Origin of the sequence: Chryseobacterium sp. T20 (assembly GCF_047345655.1) — a bacterium.
Lineage (GTDB): Bacteria > Bacteroidota > Bacteroidia > Flavobacteriales > Weeksellaceae > Chryseobacterium.
Genome location: NZ_JBLFDU010000017.1, coordinates 17,478 through 43,132, shown reverse-complemented (window position 1 = coordinate 43,132; position 25,655 = coordinate 17,478). Strand labels below are relative to the sequence as shown.

Genomic DNA, 25,655 nt, shown 5'->3' with positions numbered 1-25,655 from the left:
ACCAGCAACCAGCAACCAGCAAACCTAAAACAAAAAGTCATGGCAGAAAAAATTCTGGAGATCATGGATCTGAAAAGAGAATTCAGGATGGGCGAAGAAGTTGTTCATGCACTGAAAGGTGTAACATTTACAGTGGAAAGAGGCGAATTTGTTACCATTATGGGAAGCAGTGGCTCAGGAAAATCCACCTTACTGAATATTATTGGCTGCCTGGACAAACCTTCGGGAGGAGATTATATTCTGGATGGTGTTAATATTAAAAATCTTGATCGTGATGAACTGGCTGTTCTCAGAAATCAGAAAATAGGGTTTGTATTTCAGTCTTACAATCTCCTTCCCAGAACTACCGCAAAAGAAAATGTGGAGCTTCCTCTTCTTTATAATTCCAAAATATCTACAGAAGAGCGCCACAAAAGAGCCATAGATGCTTTGACTGCAGTAAAACTTGAAAGCAGGATTGATCATCTTCCCAATCAGATGTCCGGAGGGCAACAACAGAGAGTTGCTATAGCCAGAGCCCTAGTGAACGAACCCGTAATGATTCTTGCAGATGAAGCTACAGGAAATCTTGATACCAGAACTTCCTATGAAATCATGGCGCTTATGCAGGATCTTCACCATCAGGGACGAACCATTGTTTTTGTAACCCACGAACCTGATATTGCTACTTTCAGCAGCAGAACAGTAACCCTTCGGGACGGAAAAGTGATTAAAGACATTAAAAATGATAATATAAAATCAGCCAAAGAAGCATTGGAAAATCTTCCGGTAAATGATGATTACAGATAAGTAAACTAAAAATTTATTACAATGAACCTCTCAAACCTCTTCAGAATTGCATGGAAAGCCCTTTTACGGAATAAGCTTCGGGCGTTTTTAACGATGCTCGGTATCATTATTGGAGTGGCTTCAGTAATTGCAATGACTGCCATTGGAGAAGGTTCAAAAAAAAGCATCAGTGACCAGCTTTCTTCTATGGGTTCCAATATGATTACCATACGTCCCTCCAGTAATGTGAATGTTTCCGGGGGAGCAAGAATCGGAGCTTCCGGATTACAGACTTTGAGACCTCAGGATGCTGACGCCATTTCAAAAGGAGCTCCTGATGTTTCTTACGTCTCCCCTGCTGTACAAACCAACGGACAATCCATCAATGGAGCCAATAACTGGCCTACTCAGCTACAGGGCGTCAATGAGGAATATTTCAGCATCAGAGACTGGAGCATTGCAGAAGGCAATCTTTTCACCAAAAAGGATGTCACTTCATCTAATAAAGTTTGTCTTCTGGGACAGACGGTTTACAATAATTTATTTCCCAACGGTGAAGATGCCGTAGGAAGCATCATCAGATTTAATAAAGTTCCGATGAAAGTGATTGGAATTCTGGCTTCAAAAGGATCTAATGCATTCGGGCAGGATCAGGATGATGTAATAATCGCTCCATTCAATACCGTTCAGAGAAGATTTTTAGGAATTACCTATGTTCAGACCATCTATGCAGCTTCTTCGAATGAAAACACTTCACAACAGGCAACAGATCAGGTTTCAGAGATTCTGAGAAAACAACATAAACTACCCGCAGACGGAAGTAATGATGATTTCAGTGTGAGAACTCAGGCTGAGCTTATCTCAACCATGAGTTCTACCAGTCAGCTTCTGACCGTACTTTTATCTGCTATTGCCGGAATTTCCCTTATTGTAGGAGGCATCGGAATCATGAATATTATGTACGTTTCTGTCACAGAACGAACTAAAGAAATTGGTCTGAGAATGTCTATCGGTGCCAGAGGGAAAGATATCCTCTACCAGTTTCTTATTGAAGCCGTACTGATCAGTATCACCGGAGGAATTCTTGGGGTACTTTTAGGCGTTCTGTCTTCGGAACTGGTTACTTTTTTCCTTTCGTGGCCAACTTTTATTACAGAATCTTCCATTATTGTTTCATTCATTGTCTGTGCTGTAACAGGCGTATTTTTCGGATACTACCCAGCATTGAAAGCTTCAAAACTAGATCCAATCGAAGCATTGAGATATGAATAGTTTTTGTACATTTGAGTTATGAGATTCGGGGTTCGGGTTGCGAGATTCGGGGCTTTGAGATTTTGATCCGGAATTCGGGGTACGAAGATTCCGGGTTTAGAAACCGTTTTGAATATTACTTAATAACGGAGTTATTTAGACTTATAAAAAATATTGAATATATTAAAACCATTAAGAAGCATTTAAGAAATAAAATAGAGTTAAGATGAATCATTCTGATTTTTAAGCTTAAAGCGAAGCTTATCTTAATACTCTTAACACCTTAAGATAATCTTAATGTTTCAAAAATAAAAGTTTAAACAAGTTCAACAATAAAAAACACTTAACACAATATGTCTGCAAGTATATCTTCCAAAACATTTGATTTTTTAAACAAATTAAATAAAAACAATAACCGCGATTGGTTTACTGAAAATAAAAACCTGTATACAGAATCTCAGCAAAATGTAGTTTCATTCTTAGATGAACTCATCAGAGAGATGTCCGGTTTTGATGAAGAACTTGCTAAAATAGACAGTAAAAAGGCCTTATTCAGAATTTACAGAGATACCCGTTTTTCCAAGGACAAATCACCTTATAAAACTAATTTCGGAGCTTCCCTGGGAATGGGAAAAGGAAATCAGAAAGGAGGTTATTATCTTCACATGGAACCTGGAAAGTCTTTTTTAGCCGGAGGAATTTATATGCCTGAGTCTTCCATTTTGAAAGAAGTCCGCAAGGAGATTTCTTTGTATGGAGACGATTTTCTAAAAATTCTCAACAATAAAGATTTCAAAAAGCATTTTCCGGAGCTTGATCAGGAAGATAAACTGAAGAAAATACCTCAGGGTTTTGAAAAAGAAGATCCTATGGGAGAGTATCTCAAACTTAAAAACTTTATTGTGGTCTATTCTCTGAAAGATGATGAAGTACTGGACAAAAATGCTGTAAAAAACATGACCAAAGTTTTCAAACTGATGAAACCTTTCAACGATTTCCTGAATACACCTTTTCTTTAGACAGCTTTACTTTTTTCAACCATACATCACTCAGTTTTTCACAGATCATTGAGTGTATTCTGGTTGAGTTTCTATTTCTACAGAATGTTGTAAAGAAATGTTCTGGTGATACAGGTGTCTCTGTGACAAATCAAAAATAGAGTAAAATTCAACAGGTTACAAAAACAAATTTTAGAAATCCAGCCTGAAAATCAAGTCATTATAATTAACATTTTTTAAGAAAAGTTTTACATTTTTACGTATCTTTGCTGTTCGCCAAAAAGCCAAAGATGTCTTTATACCAAAAAATTGCAGTGAAACTACAATACATAAGCCCGAATTTCTACAAAAAAAGATATTTTAAAGCTTTAAATAATCTTACTAAAAATAACTTTTCGCAACGTAATGTAGAACCGGAATTGGTATGGATCAAAGAATACCTTTCTAAAAATGCTGTGATACTGGATATTGGTGCTAATGTGGGAACTTTCCTTTATCAGCTGGAAAACACCTTGAAGCATGAGCATATTTATGGTTTTGAACCTAATAAAAAGCTTTACAGAAGACTGAAAAGACTGTTTTCTGACATGCACATTCTCCCTCTGGCTCTTTCGGATGAAAACACAATGGCAGAGTTCAAAGTACCCATTATTAATGGAAAAACTATTGCTTCCCGTGGTACTTTAAACACTTCTTACAAAGAAAAAGGAGAAGAGAAAAGCTATACGGAACAGGTAAAAGTTATTAAACTTGACGAATGGGCAGCACTGGAACATTTCAACAGACTTGATTTTATCAAAATAGATGTTGAAGGAAACGAAATAAAAACTCTTTCCGGAGCGAGAGAAACCATCAGACAATTCAAGCCGACCTTAATGGTTGAAATGGAGCAAAGACACCATGAAACTCCTATATGGAATGAAATATCCGAAGTGATGAGCTGGGGATACGATGCCAGATATCTGAACAGAAACAGCTTTACACTGGAAGATCTTACAGAAGATATCATAACACAAAATACAAACGACGAAAAAAATAAAACTCAGTATATCAACAATATTATTTTTATACCTAAAAACATTTAAAACGACTTATGAGTGTAGTAGCGAGACAAGGCTTCAAATATTCCATTATCGGTTATATTGGTTTTTTGCTGGGCACCGTTTCCGCAATATTTATATTTCCGAATGATTTTGAATTTTACGGAAAGCTACGCTACATTCTTCCTACAGCAGAGATGCTGGTCCCTTTTGTTGTTTTGGGTATTTCTTATTCGAATGTGAAATTTTTTCACAAAGTAGAAAAAGATGGTAAAAAACAGAATATGCTGTCACTGTCACTACTGACGGTTTTTATCAACTTTGTTATTTTCACGGCAGTATTTTTTATCCTTCCCTATTTTTATCCGAAATTCAGGCATTCAGAAGCATGGAAGATCAAGGAAATGATTCTGCCATTGATTTTAATTCTTTCATTCTGTGCTATTTTCAATAAATACACGTCCAATTATAAAAGAATTGTGGTTTCCAATATTTTCGACAATCTGTTTCCGAAAATAGCGAATCTGGGAGCATTCTGTCTCTTTTTCTTTGCTTTATCACAGAATATTACAGCTTCTACGTCGCAAACCATTGCATATACTTTCTTTTTTGGAATTTTCTTTTTAATGCTTTTGGGATATATTTATTACACCAACAAACTGGAAAAAATTCAGCTGGATTTCAATACCGATTATTTTAAAAAGAATAATTTCTGGAAAGAATTTTTCAATTACAGTTTCTTTGGATTCCTGGGAACTTTTGGAAATTATCTGGCGATTAACAGCTTTATGATCGGAGAATTTATGGGAATGGAAGAAGTAGGAATTTACTCTGTTCTGTATGCTCTGATCTCATTGATTTCTATTCCACAGCTTGGATTATTTAATATTTCAGCACCAATCATCAACAAAACTCTGGCAGACGGAGATATGGTAGAACTGGACAGGTTTCACAAGAAGACATCCTTAACCTTATATTTCCTTGGAGCCGTTTTATTCTCATGTATTATGGTAGGATTTCCTTATCTGACGCAATTTATGCCAAAGAACGGAACCATGCTCAGAGAATATGAACCCGTAGTCTGGATCTGGGGTTCTGCAGTGTTAATAGACCTTGCTACCGGATTCAACGGGAATATTATTTCGCTTTCAAAATATTACAGATTCAATATTCTGGTGATGCTTTTGCTGGCCGGACTGACTATCGGACTGAATTATTATTTCATCAAAAATACAGACCTTAAACTGATCGGAATTGCTTTATCTACTGCAATTTCACTTACCATTTACAATGTAGTGAAAATCGTTTTCAATTATATTGTATTTAAGGTTTCACCTTTGAGTATTGAAATGATTTTTGTTTCCATTATCTGTACTTTAGCCATTACAGTAGCCATTGTTCTTCCCAATTTCAACAGCAATCTGCTTAATCTTGTGTACAAACCTGCGGTGGTCTTGATACTGATCTATGTCGGAAATTACTTCACCAGGATTTTCCCTGTTGAAGATTATCTGAATATGAGATTTATTAAGAGTGTATTTAAGATAAAATAAGTGTTTTTAAGACGGAAAAAGACAATAATCCTAAGTTTTTTTTATAGCAAGCCTGTTAGAAATTGTTCCAGTTTTTTCTGAACTTCTTTCCTGCTGTATGTTGTATAAAAGTCAAATGGATTCTCAGAAACGGTTTTTAACTGTTCAAGAATATTTTCTTTTTCAGGAATAATAAAGTTCAGTTTTGAAGGATAATTTCCCGGAAAAACAGCCAGTTTTCCATAAGCTATGGCATCACCCAGGTTTCCCGTCATTTTAGTAAGTCCATACGTTTCTTTCATGCTGAAAAATTCTGTATCCTGCTGAATCGGACACCATAAAACATCTGCTTTCTGCATCCACTGTTCAAATTCTTCAGAAGAAACTCTTTCGGAAAAATAGGTAATATGAATATTTTCAGGTAATTTTTCAGACAGGTTTTCAAGTTGTTTCAATTCATGTCCGCTTGCTTTTCCAAGGAATATAAATTGGTAAGACTTATCTGTATTCAGATTCTGAATAGTTTCAAAAATATAATGATAATTTCTTCTTTTCTGAGAAACGCCACCAGGAATCACTACTACAAACTTTTCATTTTTTGCTTTGTCAAAATCTCTTGTATAAAACAGTGGCAAATACTGATATCTCCCTGAAATCAAAGCTTCATCCAGCACGAAAAGAGTTCTTGAATTCTTATACACTTTGGTTTTGTAAAACAATCCTTCTTTCAGCCACAATTTTAATCTGAAGATAATATCCCCTTTGAAAACACTTTTCATCAGATCAAGCTTGGAAGCTTTTATGAAATTAAGATTATGGGAAATAACTGCCGTATTGTACTTTTTTGTGATCGCTAAAAATGTATTGAAATAACGGTGTACAGTCCCAATTACAACCAGATCATATCCTTTTCCCTTTAACTGATCCAGAATCATAGAACTATCTGATAAAAACACAGCTTCATGGCGGTGGCTTATCTGATCTTTGATTCTTTTTGAAAAATAATAGTCTACCGCAAAATCCTGAGAACCTTCCATAATATCCATGAAAGCCTGGGCAATTTCTGCGTGAGTATCGATTTCTATGTAAGCTATTTTTTTCACGGGTTAACGGGAGTTATATCTTAAGTTTTGGCTAAAGCCAATCGATTTTATTTCTTTGATTATAGATGGGCTAAAGTCCATCCCTATTGATAAATGTTTAATTTACCTCCCACATCTTCAGCCATTTCTTCTTCAACATTCTCCAACGTTGATCATTAACGGTCTTCTGTTCTTCTTTTGAAATTTTCAGTTCCAGTTTTTGTGATCTGCAATTTTCATAAGATTTAATAATATCGAAGAAAAATGAAGCAGATTTGCTTTTCATAGCTTCTTTTGACGAGGCAATATAAGCCAGAAACCTGTTCAGTCCTAAGAAATAAAAATATCTTCCGTAATAATCTGCAGGACGTATGGTGTAATCGGCTCCTTTTACTTTAATCAGCTTTACATGGAGCTCCGGAAGCACAACTTCTTTCCATCCCAGATGATCCAGCAATATGGAATCAATATTATCCCAGCCCAACGTTTCCCTTAAACCGCCGATCTGAACAAAACATTCTTTACGGTATGCCTTCATAGGACCTCTTACATGATGTTTATTGGAATTTCCTTCATACACCCAGTTCCCATCTTTTTCTATGTACAAAAGCCCTCCTACAAGCCCATATTCAGGATGAGCGATAAAAGCTGTCTCTACTTCCGCCAGATAATTTTCCGGAAGAATGATATCGGCATCAAATTTACAGATGATATCAAATTCATCCATAGACTGAGTCTGAAGTCCGTTTTTAAAAGCGTGAACGACTTTGGATCCTGGCTGATGTTCAGATTTCTGTAGGTTGACTGTTTCAAAACGGGAATCAGTTTCTGTATAGTTTCTGATGACCTCAGCTGTTCTGTCTGTAGAACCGTCATTCACTACCACTACTTTAAAATCTTTGCAGCTTTGCTGTTGCAGAGAATTAAGAGTAAATGGGAGGTTGTCTTCTTCGTTATGGGCAGGAATTATGATTAAAAACCTCACGGAAATGATAAGTTAATTAATGATGAAGGATCAATGATAAGAAACCATTTAGGATATCAATTACCATTGATCTTTCATCGTTGATAGAATTTATTTGTTATGCGGTTTCAGCATGTTTTTCGGATCAAGAATTTCGTCCAGCTTTTCCTGAGAAAGAATTCCTTTTTCAAGAACAAGGTTGTAAACGCTCTTTCCTGTTTCCAATGCTTCTTTTGCAATCTGTGTAGACTGTTTGTACCCGATATAAGGGTTCAATGCTGTTACAATACCAATGCTGTGTTTTACCATATTCAGGCAAATTTCTTTATTGGCAGTAATTCCAACCACACATTTGTCACGAAGCGTATCTAAAGCATTGCAAAGGAAGTTGATATTTTCCATGATGGCATGCGAAAGTACCGGTTCCATTACATTCAGCTGTAATTGTCCTGCTTCTGCGGCAAAAGTTACAGTAAGATCATTTCCGAATACTTTGAAACAAACCTGGTTAACCACTTCCGGAATTACAGGATTTACTTTCCCTGGCATGATAGAAGATCCTGGCTGCATTGGTGGAAGATTGATTTCAAAAAGACCCGCTCTTGGACCTGATGAAAGTAATCTTAAGTCGTTACAGATTTTGGATAACTTCACCGCAAGACGCTTTGTCGCTGAAGAGTAAATTACATAAGATCCCGTGTCAGGAGTAGCTTCTACTAAATCCGGTGCTGAAACAATCGGGAATCCTGTAATCTGAGCTAAGTTTTTAGCACAAAGCGTAGCATATCCTACCGGAGCATTTAAGCCTGTTCCGATAGCGGTTGCTCCCATATTTACTTCTACAAATAGGTTGGCATTGTTATTCAGTTTGGAAATATCCTCTTCTAAAGTGGCTGCATAAGCTTCAAATTCCTGTCCCAAAGTCATCGGAACAGCATCCTGAAGTTGTGTACGTCCCATTTTAATCACATCATGGAACTCCTGTCCTTTTGCACGGAAAGCCGTGATAATTCTTTCCAGTTTTTCTACCAATCCGATATTCATATGAAGCAATCCCATTTTGATTGCCGTAGGATAAGCATCGTTGGTAGACTGAGAAAGGTTGATATGGTCATTAGGTGAACAGAATTCGTATTCTCCTTTATTTTTCCCTAGTTTTTCCAACACAATATTGGCGATCACTTCATTCGCATTCATGTTGATGGAAGTTCCTGCTCCTCCCTGAATCATATCTACCGGAAACTGCTCATGATATTTCCCTTCTACAATTTCATCACACGCTTCTGCTATTTTAAAATACAGGTTTTCGTCTAGAAGTCCTAGTTCATAATTGGTTTTGGCTGCTGCTTTTTTTACAAAAGCCAATCCTTTTATGAAATCCGGATATGAAGACAAAAGCTGTCCTGAAATTTTAAAATTGTTGATAGCTCTTTGTGTCTGAACCCCATAATAAGCATCTAAAGGCACATTCAGTTCGCCTAATAGATCACTTTCTTTTCTGAAATTTTCCATTACAGATATTTTACTGTTTTTGATCGTTTAAAGATAGCAAAAACGCATCTAACCGATGCGTTTTAATTTGAATTATTTTGTTGGATATTTTTGATTTAAAGCCTGGAGTATTGCCCATGTTTCTCCATCCATAATTCCGTCATAATTCTGTGGACGGAAATGATATTGGAATGCTTCAATTGTTTTTTTCGTAGCATCATCCCATTTTCCGCTAAGATCAAGTGCATATCCGAATTTCTGCAATGAAGTCTGAATAAGGAAGATAAAACTGGCCTCATTATATCTTGCTGTAATATCAGCCTGTGCTGCCTCAAGATAAGTCTGTTTAGCGGCTTCATCATACCACATTCCAACCTGATATTCATCATAGAGCTTTTTCCATGGGAACATTGGCCCCGGATCCTGTTTTCTTGTAGGTGCAATATCGGCATGCGCCAATACATTCGTAGGTTGAATCTGATATCTGGTCACAATATCTTTAACCAATGCCGCAACTTTTTTCACCTGGTCATCGCTGAAAGGAGCAAAAGTTCTTTTGCCGGCAGCATCTGTAGTATACCCCGTATTTACAATTTCAATCCCGATAGAATTATCGTTGAGATTTTTATCATTTCTCCACGCACTTACTCCTGCATGATAGGCTCGCTTATTTTCATCTACCAATTGATAGATCTCATTATCTCCTGTATTATTTACCAGATAATGGGCACTTACAGCCTGCTGGGTAAGAACAGTAAGAGATTTATCGTCCGGAAGGGCCGTATAATGTAATATAAGATAACGTTGTCTGAAATTCTGGGCTACCGCAGGAAAATAAGTTTTCACCACTTTATATCCGGCTGGTTTTGCAGATACAATAGAACCATAACTTGCCGTATTATCATTTTTTGTTGGGTCTGCTATATTAGTAGTAAAAAAGTCTACTCCATGATCAGATACAACTTTTGGTTTTTGAACAACCGGAGGTGTTGTTTGAACCTTCGGTTTCGCCTGTGTTATTGGGGTTTTCGGTTGATAGGTATTTTTTTTCACATTTTGTTGGGAAGTACATGAAAAAACAAAAGTGCTTAATCCGATGATATATAATGTTTTACGCATCAGTTTGGTTTTTGAATGATTTATTACCTCAAAAATACACAAAAATTTCTTGAATTTTATTTGGTAAATAAAGAAATCTGTTCTATATTTGCACTCGCAATAACGGAACAACGATCATTAAAAAATAAACAAAAAAGGAGGGTTGCCGGAGTGGTTAACGGAGCAGTTTGCTAAACTGTCGACGCGAAAGTGTCGCAAGGGTTCGAATCCCTTACCCTCCGCTCTTCTTATATATTCGGGGCGTAGCGTAGTCCGGTCATCGCGCCTGGTTTGGGACCAGGAGGTCGCAGGTTCGAATCCTGCCGCCCCGACTTATAAATTTAGGGTGCGTAGCTCAGCTGGATAGAGCATCTGCCTTCTAAGCAGACGGTCAAAGGTTCGAATCCTTTCGCGCTCACTTAATGACACCATTAGGACAATTTAGGCCAAATGGTGTCATTTTATTTATAAATACTTGTTATTCAGTCTATTTAGAGTATTTTTCACCCTTTTACCTTATTTTCTAAAGCAAAATTTTTTTCTTTAAAAACCAATATTATATCTTTTTTAGTCAATTTTTCGATTAAATCTCCATATTATTGTCACAAACCTGGCAGGATTCGAACCTTATTGAAAACATTAAACAACTGAAAATCAACCAAGTACCAAAATTGTTTTTTTTATGTCGTACAAAAAGTTCGAAAAGACAAGACCATCAAGTTAGCTATACAGGATTCCGAACACTTCAAACGTCGGACAAAATACTGTTTTTCAGTATTTTATATAAATACAATTTAACAAATTAGCTTTATTCTGAAAAATCAAAAACTAATCAATTAATTTTTAGATATTTTTCAAGTTTTGTTCATATCCTAAAAAATATAATTCTTTAAAAAACTCAACTATTTCTTGCTCTGTCTGTTGACCATGGATTTCTTTTATTTTCGAAGCTGAAGCAGTTAATCCAAATATGGTCTTAACACTTTCTGATAGCATTTTTTCAATATTCCCTTCTCTTACTTTTACTTTCTCCGGAAAAAACAACCTGATAATTCTCTGTTTGGTTATAGTATCTGAATTTTCATAAAACTCTCCTAAGTGGTTAATTATGTAATCAGTTCCCTTTTCTGTATGTTTTTCAGCCACTATTTTTAAAGCCTGCTGTCTCAATTTATCAGTATTATCTTTTAAAGATTCCTGACAACGACTTCTTATTAGTATATAATCATCATAGTCAATATTCCCATTTGAAAATAGCTTTTGCGCATTGAATCCCCTATCAATCAATTTTTCCATTTCTTTCTTTATCTCCTCTTTTTTCTGAATATAATCATGATGTTCTTCACCATAAATTTCCTTTGAAATACTATTGGCAAGTTCTAAAAATGGTTCTACCACTCTATTATTCTTAAGGAATGAAAGAAAACTCAAATTGATAACGTCAGCTCTTATCCGGTATGAACAACGTCCCATACAGTGGTAATAATAATATTTTTTAGTATGTCCCTGCGATCCACTTCCTGTAAGCGTATTTCCACAATTAGGACATTGTAGGACACCTCTAAAAATTAAATTTTCATTAGCTATCCTTTTTGAAGTTAATTTTTTAGGACGGTTTAAATCTGCGTCTTTTATTATTCTTTGAACATGATCAAATAAAACGACAGGTATAAGAAGCTCATGAGTACCCTCAACAATTTTTTCAGCTTTATCTTCAAATGCCGGAATTTTTATTTTACCACAATAAATAGGATTTCTTACCAACCGATAAAAAGCACTTCTACTACAATTAAGCCCATTTGATAACGCATCCTTGTATATTTCAGTTAAACAATATTTATTTTGTCTCACTATAGCTGTAAAAGCCTCACGGATAATATATGCTTCCGGTTCGTAGATGGCTATATATTTTTTCCCATCAGATGTGATTTTATTTCTATATCCTAGAGGAGCTTTGTTGATCCATCTTCCTTCCAGTCTTGCTTTTTGCATTCCCAAACGTACATTACGGCTTCTTTTATCGTTTTCTACTTCAGAAGTAGCCCAATACATTGCCAACATAATTTTACTTTCCGGGATTGAGAAGTCTATCTGCTGTTCAATTGCCTGAATGGAGACTTTCATATTCTGCAATCTTTCTAACATCTTGTAAGCGTCCATAATATTGCGGCTGAATCGATCCCAATAAGTAAAGAGAATAAGTGACGATTGGTTCTTAATGAGCTTAAGTTCAGCGAACAGCTTGTTCCATTCTGGCCGGTTAAATGTTTTCGCAGAATAGTCTTCGAAAATAGTTTTGGTAACAATGAGATTGTGATCTTTACAATAGTGCACAAGTCGATCCAGCTGGCTGCGTTGGGAATATCCTTTTACAGCCTGTTCATCAGTACTGACTCGTATGTACAGATAAACGGCTTGCATGGCGTGGTATTAATTAAAGTCCTTTAGTTAGAACTCCTATATATTTAAACGAAAAATAGAACAAATTATTTGACGAGTTTACATACATATTTTAACAAAAAATATTTATGCTTCGGTCATATTCTGTTCTACTAGATAATAGCATGATTTATATTTATTGTAGAATCATGACAGTAATTTGAAAATGATTAAATAGTGGAATTTTATACTATTCTGAAAAGAATGGTTCGAATCTGTGTAGAGATTACCATCTAATGCAATTAAACATTATTAATCAATGACTTAGTAAAAAAAATCATCTACCACGAATTTGCCACAACTCCTTATATTGGTTAAAGCATACAAAATCTTAACAAACTAAAATTAATGAGTCATTAGTTTCTACACGCGAATATTAAATATTCTATTAAATCAATAGATTCTTCCTCAATCCATTCATCTTTTGAAATAAGCGAATCAATTACCTCAATCTGCCCAATCGTAAAATGAGACTGGTCAAGTCCTGAAAATTGCTTTTCCTGGCTCCATTTACTTTTGTGATGTTTTACCGTGACTGGTAATTTTTTAGCATTTTTAGGAGGTTCAATGAGTATTATATCTTTTCCTTTTTCTTTAAAAATATTTTTCACCTGGCAATAGATATCTAGGCCGTTATAATCCCAGTCACAAAAATAATAGATGGGCAGGCCCAGCTTATCTGCCGAAATGTCTTGCAGGGGCTTCGTATTATTACCGCCAACGTACCAGAGTTCAATGTTGCTCTTTTTGTATTCAACAGGTACCTTCAGGCAATCCAGATTTTCGCACAGTACGATAACCTGCGGCTCCAGGCAGTCAACGACCCATCTCCATTGATGATTTTTTGGATCATTTTCAGGAAATGCATCTACTTCTAAAAGTTGCAATATCGCTTTCTCCAAAGAAGGCCTGTTCTCGATATACTTTGAGTTTTCTTTTCTAAAAAGCTCCGCTGAAAGCTTTTTTCTGGTGGTCATCCTCTTTTTGATCTCTTGTTTATTGTAAAATACAAATATTAAAGCCTTCAGATCTTGTTCAGTAAAATTTTTCTTACTGTTATTCTCCAGCCCTGATTCCTCAAAAAACTTATTGTAATAGAGAAAAGTTTCCAAAAATTCTTTTTCATAAAAAGGTTTAAACCTACTCGAGGACTCGAGAACTAAGTGATTTCCTTTTTGATATCTTACAAGCTTTTTTTGCGTAAAAATGATCCTTTCAAATAACTGTTGTTCAGTATTTTTAACCTTGTTTTACCACCTACATATAATTCATGGAGGCCTCTTAAATATTTCCACTCTACTGTTCTCATACTGTTCCGTTTTCAAGTAGACCAAATATTGGGACAGGATCATAATTTACATCATCGTCCTCCACACTATTATGCAGGAGGTAGATATTCTGCTTGGCTGCATCTATCTTATGGGGAGATATTGACATAGAAATAATCTGATAATCATTAGCCTCTGCTATTTTATATAGCATATCAAAGTTTTTGCCCAAACCTGCTGCTTCATCAATGGCCATAAAACGAATTGCATCCTTGTCTTTACTGCCAGATTTTTTGTCAAGTAATGCTAACTTGGCAATACACAAAAGTGCAATTGCAGAATACGTCTGACTGTTACTTCCATCATTTTTCTTTCCGGAACTGTTTACCATTGAAAATTTAAGTCCATAATACGACTTAGGATTTAAGAGATCTTTTATTTTGGGTTTAAGGTTTCGGTCACCGCCCGAGCGGTAATAGGCCTGCTGAAGTTTATCGGTTAAAGAGTGATACTTTTCAAGCTCATTTGTAATCCCTTTCTCCTGTTCAAATAAAGTCTCGTCAGATCCAAGCTCAGCATCTTTTTTAATCTTCTCAACAAAGATTTGCATCCAGTCGGCTGAAAGTGAATTGTCTTTTATCTCAGCCAAGGTAGCCTTGTGACCGCCGGAGATTATTTTCTCATCATCGTTCAGAAAATTCCGAATCTGTCGTGCGATGTTTAACTGGGTACTGACTTCAAGCCAGACATCTTCAATAATCGAAGCCAGTTTATTCAGCTTACGCGAATTCAATTTCTTGTTCTTTAAATTTATATCAGCCAGATACTTTCCTATTTTTTCAATAACATCTTTTTCCAAAATATTTTCATCACTTAGAATTTCGGGAGGTAAGATCTCTGCACACAAAGCCTGAAAATCTCCCGAATCCTCGAATCTTTTGAAATTATTGTTTAAATGTTCCCCTGCAATGACATTATATTTGACGATATATTTATTTTCTGCTGCAGAACAATCTTCACGCAATTGCTCAACCTCCTCATATTGCCTGATCTTGGGAACATAGGTTGAAACAAAGAGTTCCGGACACTTACCATATGCATCATTCCTTTTCGACTTTAATTCATTTATCAGTCGATCCAATTCTTTAATCCTTTCTGAACCAGCATAATTCTTCTCTTGATTTTTGTAAATCCCAAAAAAATCATCATAAAACTCCGCATTATCTGAAGCATCGACCAGATCATTAAGGACAGTAGGCTGCCCTGCAGAATCAAAACGCCATTTACTTTTTATGCCCACAACTTGTTCATCGGATATGGCATCAATAAAAGATTTCTCCAGTTGCGATAGATTGCTTGATAAGGTTATCAACTCATTTTCTTTCTTTTTTAATGTTTTGTAGGAGTTTTCATACTGCATGGCTTTTGCTGGCACTTCACTGTCATTCGCCAAATTGAAATGATCGACAAGCTCATCTTTCTTTAGCGCAAGCAGTTCATGAGACTGTAATTGCACATCCAACTCCCACTTTGCCCCCCAGGCTTTAACATATTCATCGGCATCTCCAAGTTCTTCAAGAATCCCGTAAAGAACACTTAAGTCTGCTAAACTCTTTTCTAAACCCTGTATATCCTTAGCAATGTTACTGGTCTGGACCTCGAAATATTTTTTAATGTCATCTTTGTTTCCGGTATTGAACACAGGTTCAAAATCTTTTGAAATAAATTCAAGAACACCATTGAGATTTAGCCAAAATCCAAGCTTATCTTCGCTATAAACTGGAATCTCCCCGTGAATCAATATCTCCGGCGACGGAAGATATCTGTACAGCTTATCCTGCGGTTTATCGACCCTGATGTCCTGATTCTGAAACATCCTGATGATCCCCTCCTGTCTCTGATCCAAAATACTGTCTGTTTCAAGAGCCCATCTGGCAATAGAAGTGGCTTCATCCAAGTTGTTTAGGGACCGAAGCTTATTTTTAAATTCGATTTCCTGTTGCAATAGATCACAACTATGCTGGATCTGTACAAGTACTGCTTTTCCCGAATAATTGGCCAGCAGGTTTGTTGATATCTTGTTCTTTTGAATCTGCGCTTCAAGTTCATTTATCTTTCTGATATTATCCTTGGATTCCTGATAGCTTTCGTATTTGTCCAGAACCTGTTCGGCAGAAATTTCTAGCTCATCCAGCCAGCGCAAGAAATCACCTCTTTTCTTACTTTTATCGGTCCATTCCTTTGTTAGCACAAAAGCATCCTCAACCCGTTTCTCAATTAAAGGTTGCTCTTGTGCTATTTCCTCCATTTTTTTTAAAAGAACAGATTCAAGAAGTGGAAGGAGCCTGGTGCTTTCTTCATATTTTAGTATCAATTCTTCGAGCTCCTTAAATAGACCATCTTGTTGCTGGCCCAGGAAATCATACTCGGCTTCGATATAGTCCTTAAAAAGACGCTCCTTTAAAACCTTCAGATCGAGCAGATCACTGAGTTTCTGCTGCTTAATTTTAAGCTTGTCTATTTCCGCGACATTATCCTGAAACTGCTTCTCATCACCCTGCAGCTCCTCAACCGTGGTTTCAAACCTGTTATAAAATTCTTTTTCTTTCTCATCACCGAACAGAAAAGACTGCAAGCTGGCACTCTTATCCATATCTAGCGATTCCCGCGAAAAAGCCTGAACGATCCTTGCGTAATTATGCAATGCCTGGTTACTTACCGAAAGATCCAGCGGCAGAATATCATTGTTAAATAAAATCTTATGGTAGGTCTGGGTTCTCTCCCAGCTTTCACAGGTCAGATTAAAATTATCAATGATATGGTCACGTAATTCATTGATGGGCAAAATGGAATTATCTCGCTGGAATTCAGCAACACCGAGCAGCTGGCCAAACGTTGCCAGCTTCGTATCGGCTTCAAAATTATTCCCCTGCTGAACAATAAACATCTCTGCAGCGCCCGAACTTTCCAGATATATCCCGACGATCACATATTGGTTCTTTTTGAGCTCAAGGCTCAAAAATGCATAGCCCATATCCGTACCCTTTCCCTCCGATCGTAATACTAGGGTCTTAGCCTCTCTGGGACCACTGCCTTTGGTGGGGGAATGGAAATAACGGACCCCAACAAAGATCAGCTGAAGTAGATCGGAAATCATACTTTTACCTGCGCCCCCTTCGCCTACAAAATCCGTTCTGAAAGGACCGAACTCATAGTCAAAGTGCTGATGCCTGATGATTCCTAATGTTGACAGTCTTCTTATTCGTGGATAATCTTTCATTTCAATTCATTTAACGTATTATCAATATCCACAATGTATTCCTCATAAATCTTTATCAACCTATCAAACGCCGGTAGCACGGTGAATTCATCGCCTTCTAAAATCAGCCATCCGATCTTTTTGAACTCAATCAGAGCTGACTGTACAGTGGAATCCAGCATCGCGTCATTTACATTGCCGGGACCGATATTTTTTGATTTTGCGATCAGATAATAAATGCCCCTTTTATAATCATCATATTCGATCCGGATCTTTTCCTTTAGTCGCTGGACAGAGTCGAGCAATAAATCATTGTCAATATATACGATTTTATAAAGTATAAAGCCGATGATCACATATTCACTTTTAAGGATATTCCGGTGCCTGGAGGAAATTTTCCCACGGTCATTTCCATAGAAATCCAAGTAAAAATAATTATCCGGACTCTCGCCCCCCTCACTCAGGCGTACACCAAAAAAATTATGGTAATAATTCAAGAGACTTTTCATATTCCGCTGTATATAGGCGAAATATCTGGTCTGGCTCCCGCTATCTTGAAAATGCACGCCATCCTTCAGTTGATAATCAATTGTTGCAAAAATTTCCCGTGCTTCCTCATCATAGAGGAAATCGAGCATTATGTCCTGATAATTGACATTTTCCATAATCCAATATTTTTATGTTCAGAATCTCTCTGCAGAGTTTTTTCTGTTAACAGTTTAAATTTACCCTCACTGGCATATACCTGCTTTATAACGTTGAACAAAACAGTTACCGCGATCTGGCTGCTCTGGGAATCTCTCAGTATCTCAAAAAAATAGGCTGATAATCTGATCTCGCCTTTTAATTCAAGCTCCGCAAATATCAGTTTCTCCCACTTGCCGATAACTTCCATCTCCCGGATTTCCCTTTTGACCCTTTCTACATTCTCCTGTATGATTTCTTCATTTTGAATATATGTTTTTCTTTCCTTCGGCTTTGGTGGAAACAGCTCCTTATCTCTGCTTACAATAGTAAATTCAGGTGTATCGATGTGCAGTTGTGGTGGCTTAATGTTTCCGGGAAAAACAATATTCCTATTCTCCAAAACACTTTCATTCAGAAGATGGATTATAAATTTCTCTACTTTTGAACTAAACGAAGGCTTATTCAATGTGGAAAATAATTTGCGGACCTTGGGTTGAATACGGTCTAATTTCCGGTCGAGTGAATTGAGCCTGTCATTGATGTATCTCAGGCACGCATGAACCTCCAAGATCAGATCATTGATTACCGGATCGGTAAAATCTATATTATCCAAGGTAGCACGGATATTATTGGTTTCTGAATACGCCGAACGGAGCTCCTGCACATGTGCTTGCGATTGTGACAACCGCTCCTGTGTGGCTACAAGTACATCAATAAAACTATGATCCGAAAAATTCGTCTCATTTTTTAAATCCTCAACGGACAGCACAATCTGACGGTCCAAAAAATCAAGCTGCTCCCTGAGGTCCGGTTCAAATTTTTTAAACGTTTCCTCGAGCCAGAATCTGGGATCATCCGAATTTTTGAGTGTTGAACTCAGATGGGAACATATCTGCTGGATTCTTGTGGGGTTAAATGCGCCCTTCAGCGTATCCTTTGCATGCAAACAGAATTTATTGGCATAATCCTTAAAATAATACTTTTGCTTTTCCTGATCATAATCCAAAAAATATTCCTGAAGATCCATAATATGACCACTGTACACTTCTTTGGGATACCGCATATTGGTCTGATAAATTTCCTCAAATGCCGTATGGATATCTTTTTCGGAGAACTTGTCGTCATCAAATTCCTTATTGACAATTCTCTCATAGAGTATGACAATCGCCATTCCCACCTCTTTTGAAGGAAAAAGAAGCTTGTAGGTTTCGTTCTCACTGAGAACCCGCACAAAGTTGAAATCAGGTTTTAAATTTTCACTCAAATGGCTAAAAAAAGCATTAGTAATAGATTAAAAAAGATGTTCTTAAACAAATATATTAAAAACAAAAAGTAAAGTATTACGGCTATCCATTTTTATTATCAACAAATTTTGAGTATCAAAAATATTTAATTGATTGAAAATTCACCGATTAGCCTCAGCACACCCTTTTTCATCTGTAAAAGGTATTAACTTTAAGTAACGATAATCCGTTTATTTTTGAAGTGCATATGTACGTTGCGTATTATACCTGTCAATGTGCAATCCCATGTTAAAAAATCAAAGACATTCACCGGCTTACCAACTTTACGCCAAAATTCGATCCAGCTCTTATCAGGACCGCAAGTTATTCTGATTTCATGGCTAATGCGAATCCCAATTCCGGAAGAACTGTGTTTCAAGGCATCAATGATCATTAGGATTATAAAGTTCTGTAACTGGCATTTCATGCCACTAATTTCAAAAAAATAAGAATGTACTTTTATGGTAATCCGTAAAGTAAAATTTTTAGTAATTATTTATGTCAAGGTATAGAGGTAAGTTTTCCAATCATTAGGGCGTCCCCTTGGGGCGGGCTTTTCCTTTCAATCTTTTCAGTATTGGCAAGTTCTAAAAATGGTTCTAAAATAGTTGATTTTATGCTATTCTGAAGAGGATGGTTCGGATCTGTGTAGAGATCAGAACCTATTTTCATTTAAATTCTGAGCCAACCACGGGCCACTAATACGGCGCTTAGATCTGAATCTATCTATTATATCATTTATAAATATTTATATTGTTAAAATGCTTGAAAGATTATTTTTATTTAAACACGCTATAGTTACACCAGATAATAATTCTTTTTCATTAGCCCATTCTATAAGTTGATTCTGTAAAAATTCAATTGTATTATCATCTTGAAAGGTACGCTCCTCCTGACAACACAACTCTACTATCTTGTCGATATTTCTTTGACAAGCCGCCCATTTGGTTTTTCTCGCTCTCTTTAAAATACTATGGTCAAGATGAAAATAATCTACCGAAGCGCGAACCCTTTCTCTTTCCCACACAAATTTCTTTGGTACATTCGGTGTTACCTTACCAAAACTATTAAAAGATATTAATGACGCGTCATATTTAATTGTGGGATCCAAAAGATATGGTCTTTCATCAACAATTTTCTTTTTGTTTGTTGCAGCAAATGTGCCAGATTTTAGTGGAAAAAATATTCCTTTACCTTTAGAAGTTCCTTTTTCAATCTCCTTATCTTTTCTCAAGCGATTTGAATAGATACTACTAAAACGATAATTTTCCCAATCATAAGCGAGAAACCAATAGCCATCTCTTTCAACATCATCCATATTCTTTGCCTTCTTTTTCGGCCTAAAATGATCGATATCACGATCTGACATTAGTTCTTTTGCTTCCGAATACCAGCACTTGCCGTCCATAACTTGACTAAACGCGTTAAAGAGGGATCTATCTTGCCATATTTCGTTTTTATCAATATGAGCAAGTTTGTCTTCCATTGTAATTAAAGCATCAATTTCTTTTTGCAATTTAACTGCTTTTTCTAACCATTTATCAGGAATCTTAAGCCTGTTTAAGTCAACAAATCTCATTTGTTCTTATTTTTTAAATCCATCAAAACTTTCAATACCTGCTCTTCTTTCTTTTCCCTTTCCGCAGCATTAGTCGGTAGAATTACATTTGTATTTAATTTCTCATATGCTTTTAAGAAGTCATCATAAAGTGGATCAATAGATTTTTGAAAAACACCTATTTCATCCAAATAATTATTTAACTCAAACAACTTTTGTTTTTCCTTAGCTGTTAATCCTTTAAGATTTCTTTTAAGGATAAGGTCGTTTTGATCTTCTATTGATTTAGCTATTTCTGGTGCTAACGATGTTGGGAGGTTAAAAAATTCGCTAGTTAACACCCCTTCAACTCCTAATCCTAATGGATCAAATGATGGTTCGATGACCTCCAATTGTTGGTTCTTACTTTGAAAAATTCTAACTTCACTTTTTGTCAAACTTCCTATAACTAAGGGATCATGAGTAGTCATTATAACTTGACTAGAATTATCTTTATCAACAACCTCTTCCATTAAGTCAATATAAGACCATTTCCACAATGGATTTAAATGTGTATCTGGCTCATCTAACAAGAATAGGGTATCAGATTCTTTTGTAAAACGCATCAAACCTAAAACTGTTAAGAGCTGCTGCTCTCCTTCACTTAATTCTTTAAACGTAATATGCCCTTCTACATTTTCCTTAATCACTTTAACTCTGACTTCATGAATAAGATCCGAAATATATGTACTTTCAAGCATTTTAAAAAAATTTGCATTTGAACCATATTTGTTGGCTAAAGCGGCAAGCTTTTCTTCATTAGAGATGTACAAATAGATATGTTCCTGATCTGGATTCTTATGAAAATCTTCACGTACTTTTTCATTAATGGGAATAGGAGCAACAGAAGCATCCCAGAGGTCATTTAAAAAGTCCTTTACAACACCTTTTGCATACCAAAATTTCGGATCCCCACCCTTTATAGATTTTCCTTTAAACCAATAAGGATTTTTCAAAACAAAAAGGATCGATTCCAGTCCTAAAATACTTAAATATTTTTTTAGGAATTGTTTGGTTTTAAATTCAGGAAAGCCATAAAATGCCATTAAAACGAAATGACTATGTATATGCCGAGCATAAAATAACGGACGCATGGGGTCATCAACTCCGTCCAATAAGTCCTTTAAAAATCTTCTTTGATGTATATCAAAATGTTCCTCAAGTCTGTTGCTTATCCCAGAATAGTAAGAAAACACATGCTTGGGAAGAAAGTTACTTTTATTTCTATAAAAATCTGTTTTTGTGATCTTTTCATTATTTACAAAAAATGTAAAACCCACTTTTTGTTGCTCAATAAAAGGAAGTTCATGGGCAAATTCCTTGAGAGAATTACCTATTATTCGTATATGGAAATCTGTACAATGATAATTTATATCGAAGTCAAATTCAGGATGAGTTTTATCATTTAAGTCTAAATCTCTGAAAATTATTACAAGTGCCTCTATAAAATTTGATTTACCAGCAGCATTTTGTCCTATTAATACAGAGTGCATTTTAGTTTTATCTAAAGAAATCGAAAATTTCTTTAGATTTTTAAAGCCATCTATCTTTACACTTTCTATTCTCATTGTCTAAATTAATTCTAAATATCCTTTTTCAGATTCTTTTATAACTTTTATTTCCTCTATCAAATACTTTATGTTAGTATAAAAGTCATCAATATTATCTTTAAACTTACTTTGTCTTAAAACAGTTAAAGCAGGCATCTTGCCATGAGTTTTTAAGAGTTCTAAAATTTCAGTATTAGTTTCATCATTTATAAATTTCTTGTCTGCTTTTTCAATTTCTTTAAAAAATGAAACCGAGCTTTGATTATTTGCCATATTTACCATGATTTTATTATCAAACCAATACTTAGAAATTTCTGCAGAAAATAGCTTTTCCAAAGCTATAAAACTCTGCCGCACTTCGCTTTCAAACTGCTCAATAGATGAAAATACTTTCGAAATTTTCGCAGAAATTATTCGCTGTTCCTCTAAGGGAGGTACATTAATTTTAATTGAGTTAATCGTTGCCAATTTGATATTGGGTTGCCCACCTCCACTATAACTTAAGGTACGCAAATTATCTTTATTGAATCTTAGGTAATATTCGAGATAGTGACTGTCAAAATGATTCTGGGGTTTAATTCCTATCATACTATCTGGGAATGCAGTTTCATAGGTAAGAATCCCTGTATTCCCTATTGTTGCCCCAACTATTGCGATTACGATAGTTCCAACAGGAAATAATTTACTTACTTTCAAACCTGCCTCATTAAGAGTTTGATTGTGATTTCTTATAAAGCCTCCGTCATTTGGAAGATCTCCAATTTGAATAAAAGGTATTTTACCGTTGAAAAATTTGGGATCATTCCTCGGTCTGGCAGAAAACCGGCCACGTTCACAAATTACATATTCTCCAATTAATTTCTCTTCCCATGTACTTGGAATCGAAAAATGAGAATCATCTAAACTAATATTTTCACTAGAAGAACCTAAATATCCATTTTTTTCTCTCCAATTCTTAGTATGAAGACCACTAAATGCCTCCATTAGAAAAGATTGCTTTAAATTAGCTGCAATTTCAAGCTGTTTGTTAAGTTCAGCTTTAATTCTTTGGATATCACTTTCTAAAACTTTAATCTTATCTATAAGTCTTCGTTGATATTCCTTTTCTGGAATATTTATTTTCAATTTAAATAATTGGCTTGGCTGTATACGTTTAGATCCTATACCCTTTGCTAGAATCTCCAATTTTACATATAGGTTATTCTGAATAAAAAAATAAAAAATCCATTCAGGAAGACATTTATCTAAAACATCGAATGCAGGAAGATCTCCACTTGACTCATAGCCATCCAATTCGTTTGGAATTATTCCAAAAGCTCCTTTATGCAAATTTTGCTTTCCATAAATAAACTGACCAGCTTTGCGGACAAAATATTTTGTTGCCCCCTCCTTCTCCTTTAGTTCCGGCCGTTTTTCGACTCCTCCTAAGTTTAATTTTACTCGAATTCTTTTCTGAGGATTCGCTACTTTAACTTCAAGCTTCGATTCTACTAAAATCTCTTCAAGATTATAAACCGTCCCTTTAATCATTAAATTCCAATTTTAATAGATTTAGAAGTTCTTCACTCTTTTTAAAAGATTTCTCCAGTCTTGTTCTCAATTCATCACTGGAAACATATTCCTTTTCTTCGAAGTAAGGACTTGAGATATCAAGATCATAGCCCCTCTTAATAATATCATCTATCATTACTTTCCAAGAATTATCACTTTCAATTCTGTTGTTCCACCATTTCATTTCTGCTTCAAAATCCTCAATTACAATTGGTTTGGACTTAGAATAACTACTTTGTCCTTCTGGAAATTGATGCTCATAATACCAAATCTCCTTTGTAGGGCTTCCTTTTTGAAAAAACAAAAGATTAGTTTTTACACTAGTATAGGGGCTAAATACACCCTTAGGTAGTCTTACGATAGTATGCAAGTTACACTCTGTCAATAACTTTTCTTTTAATCTAGTCCTTACACCTTCTCCAAACAAGAAATTATCTGGCAGAATAATAGCTGCTGAGCCGCCTTCTTTTAATAATTCAATTATTAGTAATACAAAAAGATCAGCTGTTTCTTTGGTTCTAAATTCAATCGGAAAATTCTTTTCAGTACCATCTTCCTCTAATCCGCCAAATGGAGGGTTAGACAAAATCTTATCAACATGATCCTCCTCTCGCCACTCGTCGAAACTTTTTGCTAAATAATTACCTCTAAATATTTGAGGTGCTTCAATGCCATGAAGAATTAAGTTAGTTGTACATAGAAGATGAGGTAGGGGCTTTTTCTCAACTCCTAAAATAGTTCTTTGAATAATTTTATAGTCAATATCTGCTACATTCTTTTTCAAATTCTCTATTGTACAGGTTAAAAATCCACCGGTTCCACATGCCGGATCCAAAACCTTTTCATTATACTGAGGATCCAACATATCCACCATGAATTGAGTCAAGGCTCTAGGAGTATAGAACTCTCCTGAAGTACCTGCATTCTGTAACTCTTTAAGGATTGTTTCATAAATCTCATTAAATATATGAGCATCATTAGCGGAAGAAAAGTCGATTTTGTCTATTTCAGTTGCTACTTGCTTTAGCAATAAGCCATTCCTCATGAAGTTATATGTATCTCCAAAAACTGATCTTATGATCTGCGCTTGTTCATCATTTTGTTTTAGATTTTTTAAAGTGGGAAACAAGTCATCATTGACAAAGTTTATTAACTCGTCTGCAGAAAAATTATCATTATTAACCCAATTAGTCCATTTATATTTTAAAGGCAGTGGACTATTGTAATCAATATGCTTTTTTAACCAATATCTTTCTTTATCAGAAAAAATTTTTAAAAACAACATCCATACAAGCTGAGAAATACGCTGTGCGTCCCCATCAACTCCGCTATCCCTTCGCATCAAATCGCGAATTGTTTTTATAATACTATTTACATTTGACATTACGCAAATTTAATACTTTTTAATATTCTTCAAATGAAAAAAAACCATAGAGCATTCTTTTCATGTATAGGCCCAAAACTATTTTAGAGTACCACTTTACTGATTAAATTAATAATCAAACATACTTAGGTAGGAAATTTCAAACAATATATTTTTATCTAATATTGGATCATTATATTAAGTAAGAAGCTCAAGCTCACACTTTTTTCCCACTACTAATCACAGATAATTTCCTATCGCTAATACAATATCAAGACTATTTGACTTACTCTGATACTTAAATATAGATTAAATTGATGTATATGACAACTTAGTTTTTCTTTTGACTTCCGCATATTTAAAAGCTCTATTGCCCCCTTGTACGCTAACAATTTAAAAAATAAGCTCGGATATAGCTCCTTTTTATCCATAAA

Annotated in this window: 18 protein-coding genes and 3 tRNA genes; 8 read left to right on the top strand and 13 right to left on the bottom strand. The window is 35.5% G+C overall.

The genetic code is table 11. The features are described 5' to 3' along the window. Window positions 1-39 precede the first annotated feature (39 nt). The 5 genes from ACMA47_RS23725 (at window position 40) to ACMA47_RS23705 (ending at window position 5,610) form a co-directional block, all read left to right on the top strand. Window positions 40-789 (top strand): ABC transporter ATP-binding protein, encoded by a 750-nt coding sequence (locus ACMA47_RS23725; protein ID WP_413931781.1) that lies wholly within the window; start codon window positions 40-42, stop codon window positions 787-789. Between the two features lie 21 nt (window positions 790-810). Then, window positions 811-2,040 (top strand): ABC transporter permease, encoded by a 1,230-nt coding sequence (locus ACMA47_RS23720; RefSeq protein WP_413931780.1) that lies wholly within the window; start codon window positions 811-813, stop codon window positions 2,038-2,040. 332 nt (window positions 2,041-2,372) lie between these two features. After that, window positions 2,373-3,038: a DUF2461 domain-containing protein gene (locus ACMA47_RS23715; RefSeq protein WP_413931779.1), complete on the top strand. Its 666-nt coding sequence runs from the start codon at window positions 2,373-2,375 to the stop codon at window positions 3,036-3,038. Between the two features lie 269 nt (window positions 3,039-3,307). After that, window positions 3,308-4,102, top strand: coding sequence for an FkbM family methyltransferase (locus ACMA47_RS23710; RefSeq protein WP_413931778.1), 795 nt, complete (start codon window positions 3,308-3,310; stop codon window positions 4,100-4,102). 8 nt (window positions 4,103-4,110) lie between these two features. Beyond that, window positions 4,111-5,610 (top strand): lipopolysaccharide biosynthesis protein, encoded by a 1,500-nt coding sequence (locus tag ACMA47_RS23705; protein ID WP_413931777.1) that lies wholly within the window; start codon window positions 4,111-4,113, stop codon window positions 5,608-5,610. A gap of 41 nt (window positions 5,611-5,651) precedes the next feature. On the opposite strand, the gene ACMA47_RS23700 is transcribed toward ACMA47_RS23705, so the two are convergent. The 4 genes from ACMA47_RS23700 to ACMA47_RS23685 form a co-directional block, all read right to left on the bottom strand. Further along, window positions 5,652-6,692, bottom strand: a complete 1,041-nt coding sequence (locus ACMA47_RS23700; RefSeq protein WP_413931776.1) for a hypothetical protein — start codon at window positions 6,690-6,692, stop codon at window positions 5,652-5,654. 97 nt (window positions 6,693-6,789) lie between these two features. Further along, a complete protein-coding gene (locus ACMA47_RS23695; protein WP_413931775.1) occupies window positions 6,790-7,656 on the bottom strand; it encodes a glycosyltransferase in 867 nt (288 codons plus the stop codon). Window positions 7,657-7,746: 90 nt separating this feature from the next. Further along, entirely contained in the window at window positions 7,747-9,147 is a 1,401-nt protein-coding gene (aspA, locus tag ACMA47_RS23690) for an aspartate ammonia-lyase (protein ID WP_413931774.1), read from the bottom strand. Between the two features lie 72 nt (window positions 9,148-9,219). Beyond that, window positions 9,220-10,245 carry an N-acetylmuramoyl-L-alanine amidase gene (locus ACMA47_RS23685; protein ID WP_413931773.1) on the bottom strand — a complete coding sequence of 342 codons (1,026 nt, stop codon included), beginning with the start codon at window positions 10,243-10,245 and terminating at the stop codon, window positions 9,220-9,222. A 136-nt stretch (window positions 10,246-10,381) separates the two neighbouring features. Between ACMA47_RS23685 and ACMA47_RS23680 the strand changes: the two genes are divergently transcribed. The 3 genes from ACMA47_RS23680 to ACMA47_RS23670 all read left to right on the top strand — a co-directional run bounded on the left by ACMA47_RS23680 (window position 10,382) and on the right by ACMA47_RS23670 (window position 10,642). After that, window positions 10,382-10,466, top strand: a tRNA-Ser gene (locus tag ACMA47_RS23680). 15 nt (window positions 10,467-10,481) lie between these two features. Then, window positions 10,482-10,556 (top strand) — tRNA-Pro (locus ACMA47_RS23675). A 12-nt stretch (window positions 10,557-10,568) separates the two neighbouring features. Beyond that, window positions 10,569-10,642, top strand: a tRNA-Arg gene (locus ACMA47_RS23670). 425 nt (window positions 10,643-11,067) lie between these two features. Here ACMA47_RS23670 and ACMA47_RS23665 read toward each other — a convergent pair. From ACMA47_RS23665 to ACMA47_RS23625, 9 genes are all read right to left on the bottom strand, one after another. Further along, window positions 11,068-12,645: a recombinase family protein gene (locus ACMA47_RS23665; RefSeq protein WP_413931772.1), complete on the bottom strand. Its 1,578-nt coding sequence runs from the start codon at window positions 12,643-12,645 to the stop codon at window positions 11,068-11,070. Between the two features lie 374 nt (window positions 12,646-13,019). Next, window positions 13,020-13,775: a hypothetical protein gene (locus ACMA47_RS23660; protein ID WP_413931771.1), complete on the bottom strand. Its 756-nt coding sequence runs from the start codon at window positions 13,773-13,775 to the stop codon at window positions 13,020-13,022. 193 nt (window positions 13,776-13,968) lie between these two features. Next, complete coding sequence (locus tag ACMA47_RS23655; RefSeq protein ID WP_413931770.1) at window positions 13,969-17,211, bottom strand: DNA repair protein Rad50; 3,243 nt, start codon at window positions 17,209-17,211, stop codon at window positions 13,969-13,971. Then, entirely contained in the window at window positions 17,208-17,855 is a 648-nt protein-coding gene (locus ACMA47_RS23650) for a condensin complex protein MksE (protein ID WP_413931769.1), read from the bottom strand. The genes ACMA47_RS23655 and ACMA47_RS23650 overlap by 4 nt, the downstream gene beginning before the upstream one ends. Next, entirely contained in the window at window positions 17,828-19,108 is a 1,281-nt protein-coding gene (locus ACMA47_RS23645) for a hypothetical protein (RefSeq protein WP_413931768.1), read from the bottom strand. The genes ACMA47_RS23650 and ACMA47_RS23645 overlap by 28 nt, the downstream gene beginning before the upstream one ends. A gap of 800 nt (window positions 19,109-19,908) precedes the next feature. After that, complete coding sequence (locus tag ACMA47_RS23640) at window positions 19,909-20,739, bottom strand: hypothetical protein (protein WP_413931767.1); 831 nt, start codon at window positions 20,737-20,739, stop codon at window positions 19,909-19,911. After that, window positions 20,736-22,325: an AAA family ATPase gene (locus ACMA47_RS23635; RefSeq protein ID WP_413931766.1), complete on the bottom strand. Its 1,590-nt coding sequence runs from the start codon at window positions 22,323-22,325 to the stop codon at window positions 20,736-20,738. The genes ACMA47_RS23640 and ACMA47_RS23635 overlap by 4 nt, the downstream gene beginning before the upstream one ends. A gap of 3 nt (window positions 22,326-22,328) precedes the next feature. Further along, window positions 22,329-23,837 carry a restriction endonuclease subunit S gene (locus tag ACMA47_RS23630; RefSeq protein ID WP_413931765.1) on the bottom strand — a complete coding sequence of 503 codons (1,509 nt, stop codon included), beginning with the start codon at window positions 23,835-23,837 and terminating at the stop codon, window positions 22,329-22,331. Further along, window positions 23,830-25,242, bottom strand: a complete 1,413-nt coding sequence (locus ACMA47_RS23625) for an N-6 DNA methylase (protein WP_413931764.1) — start codon at window positions 25,240-25,242, stop codon at window positions 23,830-23,832. The genes ACMA47_RS23630 and ACMA47_RS23625 overlap by 8 nt, the downstream gene beginning before the upstream one ends. Window positions 25,243-25,655 lie beyond the last annotated feature (413 nt).

What these genes read in the sequence shown, in the direction of transcription:
- ACMA47_RS23625 (WP_413931764.1), bottom strand. Translation starts at nt 25,242, where the DNA reads ATGTCAAATGTAAATAGTATTATAAAAACAATTCGCGATTTGATGCGA.
- ACMA47_RS23715 (WP_413931779.1), top strand. Translation starts at nt 2,373, where the DNA reads ATGTCTGCAAGTATATCTTCCAAAACATTTGATTTTTTAAACAAATTA.
- ACMA47_RS23720 (WP_413931780.1), top strand. Translation starts at nt 811, where the DNA reads ATGAACCTCTCAAACCTCTTCAGAATTGCATGGAAAGCCCTTTTACGG.
- ACMA47_RS23665 (WP_413931772.1), bottom strand. Translation starts at nt 12,645, where the DNA reads ATGCAAGCCGTTTATCTGTACATACGAGTCAGTACTGATGAACAGGCT.
- ACMA47_RS23655 (WP_413931770.1), bottom strand. Translation starts at nt 17,211, where the DNA reads ATGAAAGATTATCCACGAATAAGAAGACTGTCAACATTAGGAATCATC.
- ACMA47_RS23635 (WP_413931766.1), bottom strand. Translation starts at nt 22,325, where the DNA reads ATGAGAATAGAAAGTGTAAAGATAGATGGCTTTAAAAATCTAAAGAAA.
- ACMA47_RS23725 (WP_413931781.1), top strand. Translation starts at nt 40, where the DNA reads ATGGCAGAAAAAATTCTGGAGATCATGGATCTGAAAAGAGAATTCAGG.
- ACMA47_RS23630 (WP_413931765.1), bottom strand. Translation starts at nt 23,837, where the DNA reads ATGATTAAAGGGACGGTTTATAATCTTGAAGAGATTTTAGTAGAATCG.
- ACMA47_RS23705 (WP_413931777.1), top strand. Translation starts at nt 4,111, where the DNA reads ATGAGTGTAGTAGCGAGACAAGGCTTCAAATATTCCATTATCGGTTAT.
- aspA (WP_413931774.1), bottom strand. Translation starts at nt 9,147, where the DNA reads ATGGAAAATTTCAGAAAAGAAAGTGATCTATTAGGCGAACTGAATGTG.
- ACMA47_RS23640 (WP_413931767.1), bottom strand. Translation starts at nt 20,739, where the DNA reads ATGAGATTTGTTGACTTAAACAGGCTTAAGATTCCTGATAAATGGTTA.
- ACMA47_RS23685 (WP_413931773.1), bottom strand. Translation starts at nt 10,245, where the DNA reads ATGCGTAAAACATTATATATCATCGGATTAAGCACTTTTGTTTTTTCA.
- ACMA47_RS23650 (WP_413931769.1), bottom strand. Translation starts at nt 17,855, where the DNA reads ATGGAAAATGTCAATTATCAGGACATAATGCTCGATTTCCTCTATGAT.
- ACMA47_RS23710 (WP_413931778.1), top strand. Translation starts at nt 3,308, where the DNA reads ATGTCTTTATACCAAAAAATTGCAGTGAAACTACAATACATAAGCCCG.